At 60.6% G+C, this 14,510-nt stretch carries 18 protein-coding genes and 4 pseudogenes; 15 read left to right on the forward strand and 7 right to left on the reverse strand.

The window, feature by feature from the left end:
• Positions 1-80 precede the first annotated feature (80 nt).
• On the reverse strand, positions 81-599 hold the full coding sequence (locus ACIGJG_RS20075; protein ID WP_220630561.1) for a hypothetical protein: 519 nt from the start codon (positions 597-599) through the stop codon (positions 81-83).
• Positions 600-920: 321 nt separating this feature from the next.
• Positions 921-1,253 (reverse strand): hypothetical protein, encoded by a 333-nt coding sequence (locus ACIGJG_RS20080; RefSeq protein WP_140948863.1) that lies wholly within the window; start codon positions 1,251-1,253, stop codon positions 921-923.
• Between the two features lie 302 nt (positions 1,254-1,555).
• On the opposite strand from ACIGJG_RS20080, the pseudogene ACIGJG_RS20085 reads away from it, so the two are divergent.
• Positions 1,556-2,412, forward strand: a pseudogene (locus ACIGJG_RS20085) (transglutaminase-like domain-containing protein).
• A 6-nt stretch (positions 2,413-2,418) separates the two neighbouring features.
• Here ACIGJG_RS20085 and ACIGJG_RS20090 read toward each other — a convergent pair.
• A complete protein-coding gene (locus ACIGJG_RS20090; RefSeq protein WP_483673808.1) occupies positions 2,419-2,736 on the reverse strand; it encodes a hypothetical protein in 318 nt (105 codons plus the stop codon).
• A 333-nt stretch (positions 2,737-3,069) separates the two neighbouring features.
• On the opposite strand from ACIGJG_RS20090, the pseudogene ACIGJG_RS20095 reads away from it, so the two are divergent.
• From ACIGJG_RS20095 to ACIGJG_RS20135, 9 genes and pseudogenes are all read left to right on the forward strand, one after another.
• A pseudogene (locus ACIGJG_RS20095) lies at positions 3,070-4,328 on the forward strand (IS256 family transposase).
• 644 nt (positions 4,329-4,972) lie between these two features.
• Positions 4,973-5,236 (forward strand): hypothetical protein, encoded by a 264-nt coding sequence (locus tag ACIGJG_RS20100; RefSeq protein WP_049796526.1) that lies wholly within the window; start codon positions 4,973-4,975, stop codon positions 5,234-5,236.
• A gap of 17 nt (positions 5,237-5,253) precedes the next feature.
• Entirely contained in the window at positions 5,254-5,475 is a 222-nt protein-coding gene (gene infA, locus ACIGJG_RS20105) for a translation initiation factor IF-1 (protein WP_011301847.1), read from the forward strand.
• Positions 5,476-5,713: 238 nt separating this feature from the next.
• Positions 5,714-5,983, forward strand: a complete 270-nt coding sequence (locus tag ACIGJG_RS20110; protein WP_011301846.1) for a hypothetical protein — start codon at positions 5,714-5,716, stop codon at positions 5,981-5,983.
• Positions 5,984-6,783: 800 nt separating this feature from the next.
• Positions 6,784-6,948 (forward strand): tripartite tricarboxylate transporter substrate-binding protein, encoded by a 165-nt coding sequence (locus tag ACIGJG_RS20115; protein WP_011301844.1) that lies wholly within the window; start codon positions 6,784-6,786, stop codon positions 6,946-6,948.
• Positions 6,949-6,960: 12 nt separating this feature from the next.
• On the forward strand, positions 6,961-7,155 hold the full coding sequence (locus tag ACIGJG_RS20120; protein WP_049796524.1) for a hypothetical protein: 195 nt from the start codon (positions 6,961-6,963) through the stop codon (positions 7,153-7,155).
• A 20-nt stretch (positions 7,156-7,175) separates the two neighbouring features.
• On the forward strand, positions 7,176-7,547 hold the full coding sequence (locus ACIGJG_RS20125) for a hypothetical protein (protein ID WP_011301843.1): 372 nt from the start codon (positions 7,176-7,178) through the stop codon (positions 7,545-7,547).
• A gap of 370 nt (positions 7,548-7,917) precedes the next feature.
• Positions 7,918-8,310, forward strand: coding sequence for a SpoIIAA family protein (locus ACIGJG_RS20130; RefSeq protein WP_011301842.1), 393 nt, complete (start codon positions 7,918-7,920; stop codon positions 8,308-8,310).
• 122 nt (positions 8,311-8,432) lie between these two features.
• Positions 8,433-8,882 carry a hypothetical protein gene (locus ACIGJG_RS20135; protein ID WP_011301841.1) on the forward strand — a complete coding sequence of 150 codons (450 nt, stop codon included), beginning with the start codon at positions 8,433-8,435 and terminating at the stop codon, positions 8,880-8,882.
• Between the two features lie 320 nt (positions 8,883-9,202).
• Here ACIGJG_RS20135 and ACIGJG_RS20140 read toward each other — a convergent pair whose 3' ends face one another.
• Positions 9,203-9,559 (reverse strand): hypothetical protein, encoded by a 357-nt coding sequence (locus ACIGJG_RS20140; protein WP_011301840.1) that lies wholly within the window; start codon positions 9,557-9,559, stop codon positions 9,203-9,205.
• Positions 9,560-10,110: 551 nt separating this feature from the next.
• A pseudogene (locus ACIGJG_RS20145) lies at positions 10,111-10,188 on the reverse strand (H-NS histone family protein); the annotation flags it as partial.
• Between the two features lie 211 nt (positions 10,189-10,399).
• On the opposite strand from ACIGJG_RS20145, the gene ACIGJG_RS20150 reads away from it, so the two are divergent.
• On the forward strand, positions 10,400-10,684 hold the full coding sequence (locus ACIGJG_RS20150; protein ID WP_011301839.1) for a hypothetical protein: 285 nt from the start codon (positions 10,400-10,402) through the stop codon (positions 10,682-10,684).
• Between the two features lie 56 nt (positions 10,685-10,740).
• The gene (locus ACIGJG_RS20155) at positions 10,741-11,115 is read left to right on the forward strand and encodes a hypothetical protein (RefSeq protein WP_011301838.1); all 375 of its coding nucleotides are present in this window, start codon (positions 10,741-10,743) and stop codon (positions 11,113-11,115) included.
• Between the two features lie 18 nt (positions 11,116-11,133).
• Here ACIGJG_RS20155 and ACIGJG_RS20160 read toward each other — a convergent pair whose 3' ends face one another.
• A complete protein-coding gene (locus ACIGJG_RS20160) occupies positions 11,134-11,460 on the reverse strand; it encodes a hypothetical protein (RefSeq protein WP_140949671.1) in 327 nt (108 codons plus the stop codon).
• Positions 11,461-11,462: 2 nt separating this feature from the next.
• On the opposite strand from ACIGJG_RS20160, the pseudogene ACIGJG_RS20165 reads away from it, so the two are divergent.
• Together ACIGJG_RS20165 and ACIGJG_RS20170 are read left to right on the forward strand one after the other, a co-directional pair.
• A pseudogene (locus ACIGJG_RS20165) lies at positions 11,463-11,643 on the forward strand (tripartite tricarboxylate transporter TctB family protein); the annotation flags it as partial.
• Positions 11,644-11,655: 12 nt separating this feature from the next.
• The gene (locus ACIGJG_RS20170; protein WP_011301836.1) at positions 11,656-13,158 is read left to right on the forward strand and encodes a tripartite tricarboxylate transporter permease; all 1,503 of its coding nucleotides are present in this window, start codon (positions 11,656-11,658) and stop codon (positions 13,156-13,158) included.
• 324 nt (positions 13,159-13,482) lie between these two features.
• Here the strand turns inward: ACIGJG_RS20170 and rpsR are convergent, their stop codons facing one another.
• On the reverse strand, positions 13,483-13,761 hold the full coding sequence (gene rpsR / locus ACIGJG_RS20175) for a 30S ribosomal protein S18 (protein ID WP_011301835.1): 279 nt from the start codon (positions 13,759-13,761) through the stop codon (positions 13,483-13,485).
• 369 nt (positions 13,762-14,130) lie between these two features.
• On the opposite strand from rpsR, the gene ACIGJG_RS20180 reads away from it, so the two are divergent.
• The gene (locus tag ACIGJG_RS20180) at positions 14,131-14,361 is read left to right on the forward strand and encodes a host attachment protein (protein WP_483673811.1); all 231 of its coding nucleotides are present in this window, start codon (positions 14,131-14,133) and stop codon (positions 14,359-14,361) included.
• The last annotated feature ends 149 nt before the right edge of the window (positions 14,362-14,510 follow it).

Here is a 14,510-nt window from a genome sequence, read left to right on the forward strand (position 1 = left end):
CGTCCACGGCCGCCTTATCGTTCAGGCTGCCTAACGTACGTTTCCGGGAGCGCATTGGCAAGGCCAATCCGAAGCGGCAGTCATTGCCATCTGAAATTCGGCATCAGGTCACTACGCTCGTCGACCCCGACCCCGCCCAGTTCGTTGATGAGCTGCTTCAGGGCTTCTTTCGATCTCGAATCGCAACTGACGATCATCAGCAATTGGCCCGGTGCGAGTTGCGCATTCCGCCGCCACAGTGCAAGGCGAACGATCTTGCCGCCGACCAATCCGCAGACCCACCATCCGATCATCGCGCCAAGCATGACAGCACCAACATACGCAATAGCAGTGGCGCCGGCGCCGGCTGAAGCGCCGTATCTGAAGATGACAAGCGCTCCAACGAGCGCGCCGACGAAAATTCCTGTGATCGCCGCCTCTTCCCGGTACGTAGTCTGACCGACGTCGATCGTTGGCAATCCGTCGACGGGCTGATTGTCGCGCTGGACAAACCACGGCCCTGCGACGAGTGCCTGGGTACCGGCGAAATCGCCCAATCGCACTTTTGCCAGTCGCGCCGTGGCGGTGTCTCTCAGACTAAAATACAGCAACGTACGCATGAAGTTACCTCACGCAATCTCAGTGCCCATTTCCGGCGAGCCGGCGGATGCTTGCTTGATGACTACGGCCGATGCTCCTCATGGCTCTGGTTCGGGTGCAGGACGGTGACCGCAGGTCTGGCCAGCCTTCGTTGACAGCACGATCCCAGTCAATCAGCAGCGTGATTGCCTGATGCCACTGGGACGCTGCCAATCGCATGACTCCGAATCGCTGGGTATTTCCCTTCGACGGCCTGCCCACCTGGCGGTCGCGTAAAAGGCGCGTAACATGTATAAACCGGTAAGTGGTCTCTGCAGATTCTTTCGGCACGATATCTTCCTTCATCGCTTGCCACGCTGGCATAGTGATGGCAGTGTTGAAAAATTGTCATCGTTGTGGGCACCGATCTTCCATTGCCAGCGGGTAATCATTTCCACCCATATCGCGTTGCTGGAGATCGTCACGGCATCTTCATCACGATGAGAGCACGGCTCCGCCAGCCCGAAACGCGGGAGAGCAGCCACAAAGGCGGAAGCCAACTTTGCAATCGGTCTTGCGGAGAAGCGTCTCCCTTGCCAGACATCGGTTGCATCGATCCCGGCGAAAGACTGACTTATTAATAACTGACGATTGGGGGGCTGGGCGAACGGCGGTCGCCGCGTGGCATCTTGCATGAATTTTCCAGGAGTCCCCATAAGTGACTTCAGGAGTCACCAGTCCTAAGACGTCATCGAGGGGGAAGGCCCGGAAACGAGTGATCGGCGGATCAGAGGCACTTGGCTTCCGAAACGCTACAACTAGCAGTATAGGGGGCCGATGCACACCGTCCTATCTCCCTTACAAATTGGGCGCCGCGCAACTGCTTCCCAGCTAACGCGGACCGGTCGACCGCTTCTGGCGCTACACTGAATTAGAAGGTCCGATCCGTTCCTGCGGCCGACACCATCTCCCGCCTCCACATCGCACAAGGTCAGCAATGAACCGCCTTCGGTACTCGGTGAACCTGTCCTACGAGATCTCGGATCCCACAGGAGACTTTCTGTTGATTGTCGAAGCTGCGAAGACCGCAAGACAGTCCGTTGTCTCCGAGCGTCTGGCACTCACGCCACCGACTCACGCCGCTCGCTACACGGACCCACTCGGCAACCGGCTGCTCAGGATACGTGCGAATAAGGGCCCCTTGGCCATCCGCTATGAAGCTGTGGTGGACATCGATCATCGTCTGGACGATGGCATGTCGCTAACGGAGGTACCCGTCGCCGAACTCCCTTCGATGTACTGTCGTACCTGGCGCCGAGCCGGTATTGCGAATCTGACCGCATGATGGAGTTCGCCATGCGCGAGTTTGGCAGCATGCGCCCCGGCTATTCGCGCGTGTATGCAATTCGGGAGTGGGTGCGCAACCATGTGCGCTTTCTTTCGCGATCCACCAATGAGCGCACCTCTGCGATCGATACGATTGTCGAGCGCACCGGCGTATGCCGGGATTTCTCCCACCTGATGATCGCGATCTGCCGCGCCCTGAGTATTCCCGCCCGTATGTCCAGCAGCGTGGACTATGGCGCGGACCCCGCCTTGGGCGCGCCGGACTTTCATGCGGTCGTCGAGGTGTTCCTGTCAGGCGGATGGTACCTGCTCGACCCCTCAGGGGTATCCATTCCGACTGGCCTGCTGCGCATCGGCACCGGCCGGGACGCAGCCGACATTCCGTTTGCTGCCATATTTGGCAAGGTCGAGTCGAAGCGGCCCTTTATCGAGATCCAGCCAATAGCCGACCCGGTTGCCGGGATTGGCCTGCCGCTCGCAACGACAAGCGCCATCTCCACGTGGTAACCAGCATTAGCGCACTTCGCCTGTCATCCCCTCGATTTCCAAGGCGGCGTTCCAATCCTCATATGCCGCAACCGGATCCATCGCCTCATCGACGAACGACGCCGCACGTTCCGCGGCAGCCGACCGCCCTAGGAGTACATCTTCCTGACCGCCCTCCTCGGCCTTCGGCGGCAGCAACATGTCTTCGAGCATCCCGCGTAATTCCGCGGTATCCCATGGCTTGCCAGGCCTCGTTTTTCTGCTCCGATAGTGGCGAACCTCCGAGTCTTGTTCGGCTGTTAGTGGCAGGCCTCGGAATGTAGCGCCTGTGTCAGGATGGATCATGGTGCGCCCCCCTCAACGATCGGCATTCGTTGAATGAAGAGGTATCGCCCAGCGGCGATATCGCGCCTTGCCTGGCATTTGCCCGGCTTACGACTTCCTCTTGGCGAGACCGTCGTTCCGAACCCGCGACTGAACTGTGCTGAACGGGGTTGCCGGTACGGAAAGCTTCTTGGGTTGCTTTGGCTTTTTCGCTTCTCGGTTGCCGCGTAGTTGGCTTTTTGCCATGAGAACTCCTGCTGCATTGCTTGCCGGTTGGCAACCCCAGCATACGCGCTGAAGCGGGCCTGTCAGAAATTTTGTGTTTAGGGCATAACATGTCACCAAGGAGCATGTATGCCACGCAAAACCAAGACGAGCCAAGCCGCTGACCGCGAGCTGCCGACCATTCCCGAGGACCTGATCGCGCATTTCGTCAAGGGTCCGATGACCGCTGAGGCGGTCCAGGACGCCTCGATGGCGTTCAAGAAGGCCCTGATCGAGCGCGCCCTGGGCGCTGAACTGGGCCATCATCTAGGCTACCCGGCTGGTGCTGAGCGCCCAGCCGGCACGGCCAATCAGCGCAATGGCAAGAGCGCCAAGACGGTCTTGACCGATGACGGCCCACTGCGGGTGGATATCCCACGCGACCGCGATGGCAGCTTCGATCCGATCCTGATTCCCAAACACGAGCGGCGCTTTACCGGGTTCGACGACAAGATCATCGCCATGTACGCCCGCGGCATGACCGTGCGCGAGATCCAGGCGTTTCTGGCCGAGCAGTACGGCACCGAAGTGTCGCCCGAGTTCATCAGTTCGGTGACCGACGCAGTCATGGATGAGGTAATCACCTGGCAGTCGCGCCCGCTGGAGGTGATGTACCCAGTGGTGTTCTTCGACGCGCTGCGGGTCAAGATGCGCGAGGACGGCGTGGTGCGCAACAAGGCTGTCTACCTGGCCTTGGGCGTGCTGCCAGATGGCACGCGCGACATCCTGGGCCTGTGGATCGAGACTACCGAAGGCGCCAAGTTCTGGATGAAGGTGTTCAACGACCTGAAGACCCGCGGCACGCAGGACATCCTGATCGCGGTCACCGATGGGCTCAGAGGCATGGAGCAGGCATTGAATGCGGTGTTCCCGAATACGACGCTGCAGACCTGCATCGTGCATCTGATCCGCAACAGCCTCGAGTACGCCAGCTGGAAGGAACGCCGGGCCGTGGCGGCAGCGCTCAAGCCCGTGTACACGGCACCTACTGTCGAAGCTGCGCTAGCCGAGTTGTCAGCCTTCGAGCAAGGGGAATGGGGTCAACGGTACGCACCCATCGGCGCATCCTGGCGGCGCGCCTGGGATCAGGTGATTCCGTTCTTTGCGTTCCCGCCGGCAATCCGCAAGATCGTCTACACGACCAACGCCATTGAGAGTATCAATGCCCAATTGCGCAAGATCATCAAGACGCGAGGTCACTTCCCCAGCGACGAGGCGGCAACCAAACTGCTCTGGCTGGCGCTGCGCAACATCACCGGCAAGTGGGGAAGCTCCACCCATGACTGGAAGGCGGCGATGACCAGTTTGCGATCCTCTACGAGGAGCGCTTCACCCATCCGCATCGTTGAGATAATGCTGGCTCACCGCTCAATCGACGGTGAGCCTTTAACTGCCTGCACACAAAAAAACTGACAACCCCGCTGAAGCTTCGGCAAAGGAATTTTTTCGTCCAACCCATGACTTTGTATGGGCTCCAAGGCGTGAGCGTCCATGTCCCTGGCATCGCGACTGAACCCTTCCGCCTCGCGGCCCGCCGCCAACTCAGTCAGATTCAGGTTATAGCGATGCAACACACTACGGCGGCGTGAATTGGGTACATCGCAAGCAGAGATATCCAAAAGTGGTATCATCCAATTTCGTCGATACCCATCGACGCCAAATGCGCTGTCCGCAAGACATTATCATTAGAAGAGTATCAGCGGCAGCACGGGCGTACACCCGAATCTTTCGCGGCAACAACCGGCCGCAACCTTTTCCGACCCGCGGCACGTCCGCTCCGCAGCCACTGCGCATGTACCAGGCGCGCTCGCTGATGCAAGAACGGTCAATTTCACACCAGTTTCTCCACCTGCACTAGAGCGCGGGACTCGACACTGATTTTTCCAATGGCAACCGATTGCGGGGACCACGCGCGCACCGCTCCCACAAGGGAACACCAGACGCCCCCCCCGAAACGAGCGCCTTCCGAACAGGCAACAGTTTGAATCACAGCATGACCCCGTTCACCGTTTCGGTGTACCCCATCCAACAAGAGCCCGGCGTATGGTTCGCGAATTACATGATCTCCGAGTACAAAGACGGCGCTGAACGCATCGTCGCCAACGTCTCGATGCGCCATGCCACACATCACACCGAAACCAAAGCGCGGCAAGCCGCCCGTCGCGCAGGGGAAAGCGCAGTCGCGCGCATACGGTTGCAACCATCCGCGCATCGGCATACGGCACTCGCTTCCACGTTGCCGCGTGGCATTCGATAAAACTTAAAGGAGCATCCTTGGCAAAAGAAGAACTGGTGGAGTTTGGCGGAAGGGTCTCCGAAGTCCTCCCGGATAGCCGTTTTCGCGTCACCCTGGAGAATGGCTTCGAAGTCTGGGCCTATTCGTCCGGGCGGCTTAAGAAGAATCGCATACGAATTCTCGCCGGAGATCGCGTCACGCTCGAGATGTCGCCATACGATCTGACAAAGGGTCGCATCAACTATCGTCACAAGGTCTGAGCGAACGCTGTTGCCGTATTCCTAATCTGAGCTGGCATGGTGCAGAGGTTCCTCCAGACAGACACCATGCGAGCGCGCGGCTTCCCGACGCACCGTCGCTCGCTATCCCGCATCCCCAATACCATCGCGTTTTTGCAAGCCAATTTCGGGGCTTATGGGACGCTTTGACTTCGTAGCCGAAAGTAAATCGGACACGCCGCTGTCGTGAGCGTATGCTCGGTGATGAAAGGAGACCAACATGTCTCAGAACAACAGCATCTACAAAGGCTTCAGGCTATCTGCGAGCGTACGTCGTGCCTCCAGTGGCATCCCCGGTGGCGACTCGGTTCAGCCGCGCTTCCTCGCTACCGTAACCATCATGCAAGTCTGTTCAGGAATGGGTTCCCGAAGACAGCTGCCACCGTTGCTCCAGCATTTCGCAAACGCGCCGCACGCTGCGATCACGCTGGCCCTCTCGTCCGCCAGGGACGCGATCGATGGCCTGTCTACCTTCGTCAAGGCGAGGTAATCCGTCGGCCATGTCGCGGGCTTAGATTAAAAGTGTGGTGGCATGACATTTTGCATGGATTCTCCGAGCCCCCTTAGGCGTCTTCAGGAGTCACCGTCCTAACGCCTTGTGACTGTCGCCGTTGTCTCCCGGCCTGGCGAGGCGTCACGCCCCCCTATGCCGGGAGTCTTGACAAGCCCTACCAGTCTGCGGTTGACGTTTCGTGTACCTCGCGATGGAAGGGGACAAGGCGGGACAGAGACCGCTGGCGGTCGGATGGCGCAGACGCCGAAGTCCCGGACAGCAAGTGGGACGAATTGCGTCATGACGAGATTGCACCGGATAGAGGAGATGATTTTTGTCGTGAGACTACACCAGCATGTCTCGGGACGGTGCCACGCCGTCAAAGGATTAACACAATCCGCTTCTCAGCGGCGGGCCGGATCGCGCGTTGTGTGCCACGCCTTGCGGCGCTGAGGATATGTCCCGAAAAACGATCGCACCCCTACCGAGCGGCCACTACTGGGCCACGCCCCACGCGCCCTTTGCGCTGGACGGTCCGAACGGCCACGACGAAGTGTTTCCTGGCGCCCACTGCGTCAGCGACGGCAAATGGGTCACCTTCTATAAGAACGGGGAAGAGGTATGGGCGTGCAATGCCATGTATGCTGCCGCCCATTTCGACGTTCCGCCCCTTTCCAGTGCCTGCGCGTCGACGGCCGACTTAGGGGCGCACGACTCCGACCGGCAGGGATACCCGCCGCATCTGACATAAGCGCCGCCCAACAGCAATTGCGCGATAGCAATTTCTCTCTGATCGGGTGTGTGGTGGATGGCTTGCCATCGACGCTGCCCCATGTGAAAGTGGAAAGCTGAAGCCGCTTGCCGTCACCAGTGCGAAGCGCATTTCCGTCTTGCCGGACGTTCCGACGGTCGCGGAGTCGGGATTGACCGGTTTCGAGATGGTTTCCTGGTATGGCTTGTAGGGGCCGGCGAGAATGCCCGCAGAACTGACTCAACGTATTAGGAATGAAGTCGCGAAGGCGTTGGCTTCGGAAAAAGCCATCAAGGTATTGGGCGATTATGGATTCAGCTCCACCGCTTCCGAGCCGGCGGACTTCACCACATACATCAAGCAGGAGAAGGCCAGATTCAGCACCCTGATCAGGGAGGCAAATATCACGCTCGACTGAGCGGCACTTGGAGGGCCACGATGAGCACATTTACCGCACGCGACCGAGCCAGCGCGGTGGAACGCATCCATGGTCGCGCTGCCGGCACGCTTGAGTTGGACTACGAGAACGCTTGGCAGGATGCGGTTGAGCTTGAGCAACTCGGCCGACAATTCGGTGTCGACGTCCAGTACCGCGCCGTCGAGCATGTCTCCGTGGCATCCCCCGAAGCATTGGTGCGCGGCCTGCGCATGGAAAAGGCCACATTCAGGCAGCGCTACCTCTACTGCAGGTTTGACATGGCCGCGCTGTCTGAGGATACGCTGCGCGATCTGGAAGATCTTGCCATTGAACACGGCGACTACCTCATGCCCGCTAACCTCTTTACGGAGGCAACGCTGACTTGGATGTGAGCGGCCAGTGGCGCTTGAGGATGAGCTGACACGGATACTACATTTTCCTAACGGATCAATACCTTTCAGCGGCGCATATGTCGCATAAGGCATATCTCGATCGAAGGCCGCGTTTTGAGGCTCGGCCGGAATTCGTGAAATTTTCGCCAAATATGGAGGACGCTGCCCCTCCCGAACGGCACAGGCGAGCGCCCAACGCCATCGCCCGCGACAAGAGAAAACGGAGGTCAGAGACGAATCTTCCTTGTCCCGCCTGCACGTCCCATGTACCGTGGAAGCGAGCTTTTTAGCAGGTACCACAAGGCGCGTCCGCATCCGGTATCCGTGCAGGCGGCCGCGCGCCCGCGAAGGCCCGCAAACAGGAGCTGCCATGATCGAAATCCTGGAAGGCTTCCCGGGCAACGTCGTCGCGGTGCGTGCGTCCGGCGAAGTCACACGAGATGATTACGAGCGGGTTCTGATTCCTGCCGTGGACGCCGCGATGAAGGGGCACGACAAGATTCGCGTCTACTATGAGCTCGGGCCGGGTTTCACGCGGATGTCCGCGGGTGCGGCATGGGATGACCTGAAACTTGGGGTTGCCCATTACTGGCATTGGGAAGCCGTAGCCGTGGTGACGGATCATGACTGGATCCGCCGCGCTATCGATGTCTTCCGCTTCGTGGTGCCGGCCCACGTCAGAACTTTCCCGGACGATCAGGCGGCCGAGGCGCGGGACTGGATCGTGAGCGCTCTCGACAAGCCCACGACTCGCCCGAGCTGACCAGGCCGCGACGGCAAATCAGGCCGCACTGGCGCGCCGAGGCGTATGAAGGACTGACACTGGGCGATTATGCTAAGCGATGGGTGTCCACAGGTCTGGATCTAGCAGTAAAGGGGGGCAACGTGTCAGAAGATCTCAATCAGGAGAAGCTGCGCCAGCTCGCTGCCACCGTAGCCACCCAGATCGCCGAAGAGGACCGGTCCGCTGTCCTCGCATTAATGCGTCAGCTCTTAGTGATCCGCGACAGCGCACTGCCCCGGTATGAACAGGCGCGCGCGGCTTACCGAGCGACTGCGCAAAGTGGCGGAGCCTGGGCTCTCGCGAAGATGGCGGCTGGGGCTCTCAAGGAATACGCCTGGGACAGCCGTAGCACGTCCACTCGGCTTGGGCTTTCAGGTCTCGCCATCGTCGCGGCCGCGTTCGCCCGTCGAGGCTTAGGAATTGCGGCGGTGGGGGCGTTATTTGGCGTCCCCCTCTGGATCGTGTTCGGCGCCGGCGGCCAGTTCCCTGACCTACTGATTGAGGAACTCTCTAAGATGGAAAAACCAAACGGCAGGGACGACGCGCAATAAACAATATCCTGCATATCGCTGCCCTGGTTCTTATCAGTACCGCTGTCGAGATTCACGTAACTCTGAACTTTGTTCGCTCAACTCTGAACTCTAGCGGCGCACGTACGTACCGGTCGTGGTGGGGCGAGCCGGTTCGGTAACGTTCCGGACGGGCTGCAGTCACTCGAGGTCGCGGAGAGGACGACCATGTAGCAGTCTTGCTCGCGCGGTTGTCGAACGGCTGAGCTTGGACTCCCGATCCTGACCCTGAGCCTGCGGAAAGGTGGCAGCGGTCAGGCTTCAATGAAGGAAAGCGAGGGGGGGCTATAGAGAACGTGAAATTATGGCTCCCAGCCGTATTTTCGCATAGCGATCTCCCGTAGATGCTGAAAGTGGATGGAGTCGCGCCGCCGGCCCCTGGCATTGGCCGCGATGGCACGACGCAGGAGAAACTCAACGCTTGCGTGGACGATCGGGGCGTGGGGGTCGCCTTCGTATTCCTCTAGCATCGCGGCGAGGTAGAGCATCGCCAGCGCCTGTGGCGCGAGTTCGCCTCGGGCCTGAACGCTGAGGCACATCAGCCGGTGGTGGATCTCGTCTGTGATCCGGAGACCATAGTATTTCCAGAGGAGGTCTGCTGCTTTCGCGCTTCGACGGTAGATGACATACGCGCGAAGGTAGTCAACCAACCTGCCCATATCGTCCCCGCCGCGAATTGTGAACGAAATTTATCTGGTAACACCCGGCAGCGGGGAGAGGCGCAAGGTGGACATCTGTGGGTTTCCGAACAGGGCGTGAGCCAGGTATCGCAGGGCATCGATGGATTCACTCAGATCATCCTTCCTATGTTGTCCTTGCCGGTTAGTCGGCGCCCGTTTTTTGCGCGGTCTCCCGGCCTTGCAGCAACACGGCTTGAGGGAAATTGCGAATCTCAGCTGTGGCGCGGAATAACGCGCACTGCAAGCGCGTGATCGGTCTGCTCCGGCGAGATCGTGCTGGCCGTGGCGATCACCGAGCTGGGCAGCGGCTCTGACACGAAGGCCTGCCGCCAATGCCGTCAGCCCACCACTGGTCCTGGCGCGGGAGGCAGCCTTCTCCAGGAGGCGCCGCGCTGTGGCGCGGAACTGCTCGTGATCCTACCGGCTCGAAACGTGCCGGAATCGAAATCGCAATCAATGCTGCCCCTACGGTAAAGCGTGTCGCGCAAGAACTCGGGGGGATGTCCCCGTATCTGGCACCGGTGGGGCCATCCGACCCGGAAAACCCCCACACTCAGCCCCGCATTGACCGTCCGCCGCAGCCACGAGGGCATTTCTCCCTGCCCGTCACTAAGGCACGTGCCTTTGCGCGTCCGAATGTGCGCGCAGCGACCAGGATCGAGCCGATCTGATCGTCGCGACGCAAGTTGAGTAAAACTCCGCAATGCGGAGCTTTTTACAGGCGCGATTGTCGCCTCCAGTGAAATAAGGCCGGCCCTGGCCTCACAAGAGGAGTAGAGTGGGGCATGGAAAGCAAACCGCAAAAGCCCAGAGCAAGTCATGGATACTTACCCGAGTGCCACTTACAAGGGGTATGACCTTTACCCTCTGGTGTATAGGGATACTGTGGAGCGTGCTTGGCGCGAGCCTAGGCCTGACCGGTCCTTCAAGGCCGCAGTGGTGATCTGCCGTGAAGGCGGACGTCCCGAAGGCGAGCAGGCACGCACCTTTCGTCTCAACGCAACGCCGTGGGACAATGTGGGCGAAGCACGGCGCGCCGTGCTTCGCTACGCCGAGGACATCATCAACGGACTGGTCGCGGGCGAATCCGTGGTTTTGCTCTAGCACCATATGCTCGTATCCGGGCGGACCATCATCTGTAGCTTGCTAGGGGTTCAGGCATGAGCAGCGTCGACGCGTCATCCAGTTTCCTGTGCACGCTGCCCGGCGTAGACAAGGGGATTGCCTACCATGTTGCCGTCCTCTTTGTCGATGCGGCCCACCCGAAGGGCGTCAGGTTCACCAGCTTTGTCGGCGGCGGCAGGCGTTCATTCGAGGTACTGACCGAGGTAGCTTCGCTTCAGGGTGCGATTGCCTCAAGCTGTGAGGGACTGTGTCGCCTTGCGATCGGGCAGGCGATCCGGGACCACCTCTACGAGAAAACCAGAGAAGGCGACTATTTGCTGGATCCGGATGCCGCACCCTGGGAGGGCGAACTCAGACCGGTCGGAGTGGGAGCCACGCCACGCCGACCACGACAGCACTTCCCAGGCTGAGTCCATGCTCTGCCGTAGCTATTGCGGCACGGCGTGGAGAGGGCGAGTGCGAGTTGCCCAAGAGATCATGTTGACCGACGAGGAGCGAACCAGGTTGACGAAGCTGGTTCGGTCGAAGCTCACGAGCGTGAGGCGGGCGCAGCGTGTGCGTATCGTGCTGCTGGCCGGTATCGAACGCGACTTGCCGCGCGGTGCGCCGCCGTTGAAGGTGGACACGGCGCGGCTGGTGGAGCTGACCACGCAAGGCAAGCCCGTTGCGGCCACGCACTGGAGCACGCGCAAGCTCGCCGCCGAGTTGGGCGTGAGCGCCAGCACCGTCATGCGCCCATTGGCACGCCCATCCACCCAAGCCGCTCGGCATGGTGTTGTCGGTATTTGCGCTGGTATTGGTGTCGATGGCCAGCCACGAGTTCATCTGGAAGGGTGCGCTTCTGAACGGCGTGGAGCCCGTGCGGATCAGCACGGGCTCCCTTCGTCTACGGCATCAATCTTCAGATGCCGGTTTGGCCGGCCTTTATCGCAGGCTAAGGAGACCGCCACATGGAACTGCTATCCAACCTGGGCTTAGGCTTCGCGACTGCCCTGTCCTTCCAGAACCTGGCTTATGCCTTCCTCGGCTGCGTGCTCGGCACGCTGATCGGCGTGCTGCCGGGTATTGGGCCGCTGGCCACCATCGCCATGCTGTTGCCGGTGACCTACACGCTGCCGCCGGTGGCCGCACTGATCATGCTGGCCGGTATCTACTACGGCGCGCAGTACGGCGGCTCGACCACCGCGATTCTGGTGAACCTGCCGGGCGAATCGTCCTCGGTGGTGACCACCATCGACGGCTACCAGATGGCGCGGCGCGGCCGCGCCGGAGTGGCGCTGGCCACTGCCGGCCTGGGCTCCTTCTTCGCCGGCTGCGTGTCCACGCTGATTCTGGCCGCCTTCGCCGGGCCGCTGTCGGAACTAGCATTCAAGTTCGGTCCCGCCGAGTACTTCTCGCTGATGTGCCTAGGCCTGATCGGCGCCGTGGTGCTGGCCTCGGGGTCCTTGATCAAAGCCATTGCCATGATCGTGCTGGGCCTGCTGCTGGGCCTGGTCGGCACCGACGTGAACTCGGGCGCCGCGCGCTTCTCCTTCGATGTGCCTGAGCTGACCGACGGCCTGAACTTCGTCTCGGTGGCCATGGGCGTGTTCGGCTTTGCTGAAATCATCGCCAACCTGGAGCAAAAGGAACATCGCGAGACCTTCACTGACCACATCACGAGCCTGTGGCCGAGCAAGGCGGACTTCAAGCGCATGGCCCCGGCCGTGCTGCGCGGCACGATATTGGGTTCGGCGCTGGGCATCCTGCCGGGCGGCGGTGCTGCACTGGCGTCGTTCGCGGCCTATTCGCTGGAAAAGAAGACCTCCAAGTACTCGCATGAGTTCGGCAAGGGCGCCATCGAGGGCGTGGCGGGTCCGGAGTCGGCCAACAACGCGGCGGCGCAGACCTCCTTCATTCCGCTCCTGACGCTGGGCATCCCGCCCAATGCGGTGATGGCGCTGATGGTGGGTGCGATGACCATTCACAACATCCAGCCCGGCCCGCAGGTGATGACCAGCAACCCGGCGCTGTTCTGGGGCCTGATCGCGTCTATGTGGATCGGCAACCTGATGCTGATCATCCTGAACCTGCCGCTAATCGGGGTGTGGGTGAAGCTGCTCAAGGTGCCCTACCGTTACCTGTTCCCGGCCATCCTGGTGTTCTGCTGCATCGGCGTGTACTCGGTGGGCAATACCACATTCGACGTGTTTCAGACCGCCGTCTTCGGTGCGATCGGCTACCTCTTCATCAAGATCAAGTGCGAACCGGCGCCGCTGCTGCTGGGGTTCGTGCTGGGGCCGATGATGGAGGAAAACTTCCGCCGTGCCCTGTTGCTCTCGCGTGGTAACTTCAGCGTGTTCGTGACCCGTCCGCTGTCGCTGGGCCTGCTGATTGCCGCGGCAGCACTAGTGCTGATCGTGGCGATGCCGACGATTAAGAACAAGCGCGAGGAAGCGTTCCAGGAAGAATAAGCAAAACAAGAGCGCCGGCCGCAGGGCGGCCGCGCAACGCCAGTTCATAGGGGCAGCCGGCACCCTTTATTACGGTTGACATCGACAACGCCCCGCAGACGCCGACGGAAATCGAATGGCTGACGGATAATGGCACAAGGTGCTTGCCGGTTGAGGTGCACGAGAGCGAGGCGGACCCACTCGAGCATTATTGAGCGGGGCGTCAGCCCCCCCCGCAGAGGATCCAGTGACCGGCGGCGAGCGGTCATTCAAGCGAAGGTCCGCGGTCCGTGGTCGGCCATAGCAGTCCTACGATTTCCGTGATCGCTTTAACCGCCTGGATAATCAGTGCTTGTGCAGGTCGGTGTACGGCAGCAGCGCGAGGAAACGCGCGCGCTTGATGGCCGTATTGAGCTGACGCTGATAGTGCGCCTTGGTGCCGGTCAGGCGAGCCGGCGTGATCTTGCCGTTGTCGCCGATGAAGTCCTTCAGGGTGTCCAGATCCTTGTAGTCGATCTGTTCTACACCAGCCACGGTGAAGCGGCAATAGCGCTTGCGCTTGAAAAGAGAGCTTTCCTTTTTGAAAGGCTTCTTCTTTTTGTCGCTACGTTTGATGAATGCCATGATTCGATCCCTTGCGGATACAGTGGGGATAGCGTATTTGCATGGAGCCTCCTGCCAGAGTCAACAGTATCGGCAGCAGCCCTCGTCGTCGAAATTTTCTGTGCTCAGGGGTCGCTACCCCCGCGGTCACAATTCTGGGTGCTCGCAGGGTTGCGGATCCAGGGCCTCTGCGCACCAAGAGCGAGCCGACGCCCTTACCGATGCCACACGCCATCTCATACGGCGCTCACGATCCTCGGCGGATAGCGGCATCGGAGGGCGCACGGGACACCGTCCATCCCCCCAGCCGGCGTTGCGAAGCCGCCGGGATGATCGCCCGGCCCACCTATCCTTGTTACGTGACTACTGATGCCACGAAAGGAGCGAGCCGTGACGACCATCTGGACGCTAGCCGCAGATGGCACCCATGCGCGGATCTTCCAGATGCACGGGATGGAAAGGAATATGGAAGAGATCCAGGACGTTGTCAATCCGGTTGGTCGGGCCAAGGATGGCGAACTGCGCGACGACGCGCAGGGGCGCTTTGCCGGCAAGGGCGAGCCCATGCCGCGGCGTTGGAGGGATACCATCGTTCAACGTACGACCGGAGCTGGTCATTGAGCACGGCCGTGGAAGCCCAGTATTCACATTCCGCGCGCGGCGTGCCGGTTGATGCTGGAAGTGGCCGACGTAAGCGTGGAGCGGCTGCAGGTCATCAGCGAGGCTGATGTTCAGGCGGAAAGCGCTATTTGTGGGCCTTTGCCTCCGAT

It is taken from the genome of Cupriavidus sp. C1SS-2L, assembly GCF_057073735.1.

What these genes read in the sequence shown, in the direction of transcription:
- ACIGJG_RS20150 (WP_011301839.1), top strand. Translation starts at nt 10,400, where the DNA reads ATGGATACTTACCCGAGTGCCACTTACAAGGGGTATGACCTTTACCCT.
- ACIGJG_RS20170 (WP_011301836.1), top strand. Translation starts at nt 11,656, where the DNA reads ATGGAACTGCTATCCAACCTGGGCTTAGGCTTCGCGACTGCCCTGTCC.
- ACIGJG_RS20100 (WP_049796526.1), top strand. Translation starts at nt 4,973, where the DNA reads ATGACCCCGTTCACCGTTTCGGTGTACCCCATCCAACAAGAGCCCGGC.
- ACIGJG_RS20075 (WP_220630561.1), bottom strand. Translation starts at nt 599, where the DNA reads ATGCGTACGTTGCTGTATTTTAGTCTGAGAGACACCGCCACGGCGCGA.
- ACIGJG_RS20140 (WP_011301840.1), bottom strand. Translation starts at nt 9,559, where the DNA reads ATGGGCAGGTTGGTTGACTACCTTCGCGCGTATGTCATCTACCGTCGA.
- ACIGJG_RS20080 (WP_140948863.1), bottom strand. Translation starts at nt 1,253, where the DNA reads ATGCAAGATGCCACGCGGCGACCGCCGTTCGCCCAGCCCCCCAATCGT.
- ACIGJG_RS20110 (WP_011301846.1), top strand. Translation starts at nt 5,714, where the DNA reads ATGTCTCAGAACAACAGCATCTACAAAGGCTTCAGGCTATCTGCGAGC.
- ACIGJG_RS20120 (WP_049796524.1), top strand. Translation starts at nt 6,961, where the DNA reads ATGCCCGCAGAACTGACTCAACGTATTAGGAATGAAGTCGCGAAGGCG.
- ACIGJG_RS20155 (WP_011301838.1), top strand. Translation starts at nt 10,741, where the DNA reads ATGAGCAGCGTCGACGCGTCATCCAGTTTCCTGTGCACGCTGCCCGGC.
- rpsR (WP_011301835.1), bottom strand. Translation starts at nt 13,761, where the DNA reads ATGGCATTCATCAAACGTAGCGACAAAAAGAAGAAGCCTTTCAAAAAG.
- ACIGJG_RS20090 (WP_483673808.1), bottom strand. Translation starts at nt 2,736, where the DNA reads ATGATCCATCCTGACACAGGCGCTACATTCCGAGGCCTGCCACTAACA.
- ACIGJG_RS20125 (WP_011301843.1), top strand. Translation starts at nt 7,176, where the DNA reads ATGAGCACATTTACCGCACGCGACCGAGCCAGCGCGGTGGAACGCATC.
- ACIGJG_RS20130 (WP_011301842.1), top strand. Translation starts at nt 7,918, where the DNA reads ATGATCGAAATCCTGGAAGGCTTCCCGGGCAACGTCGTCGCGGTGCGT.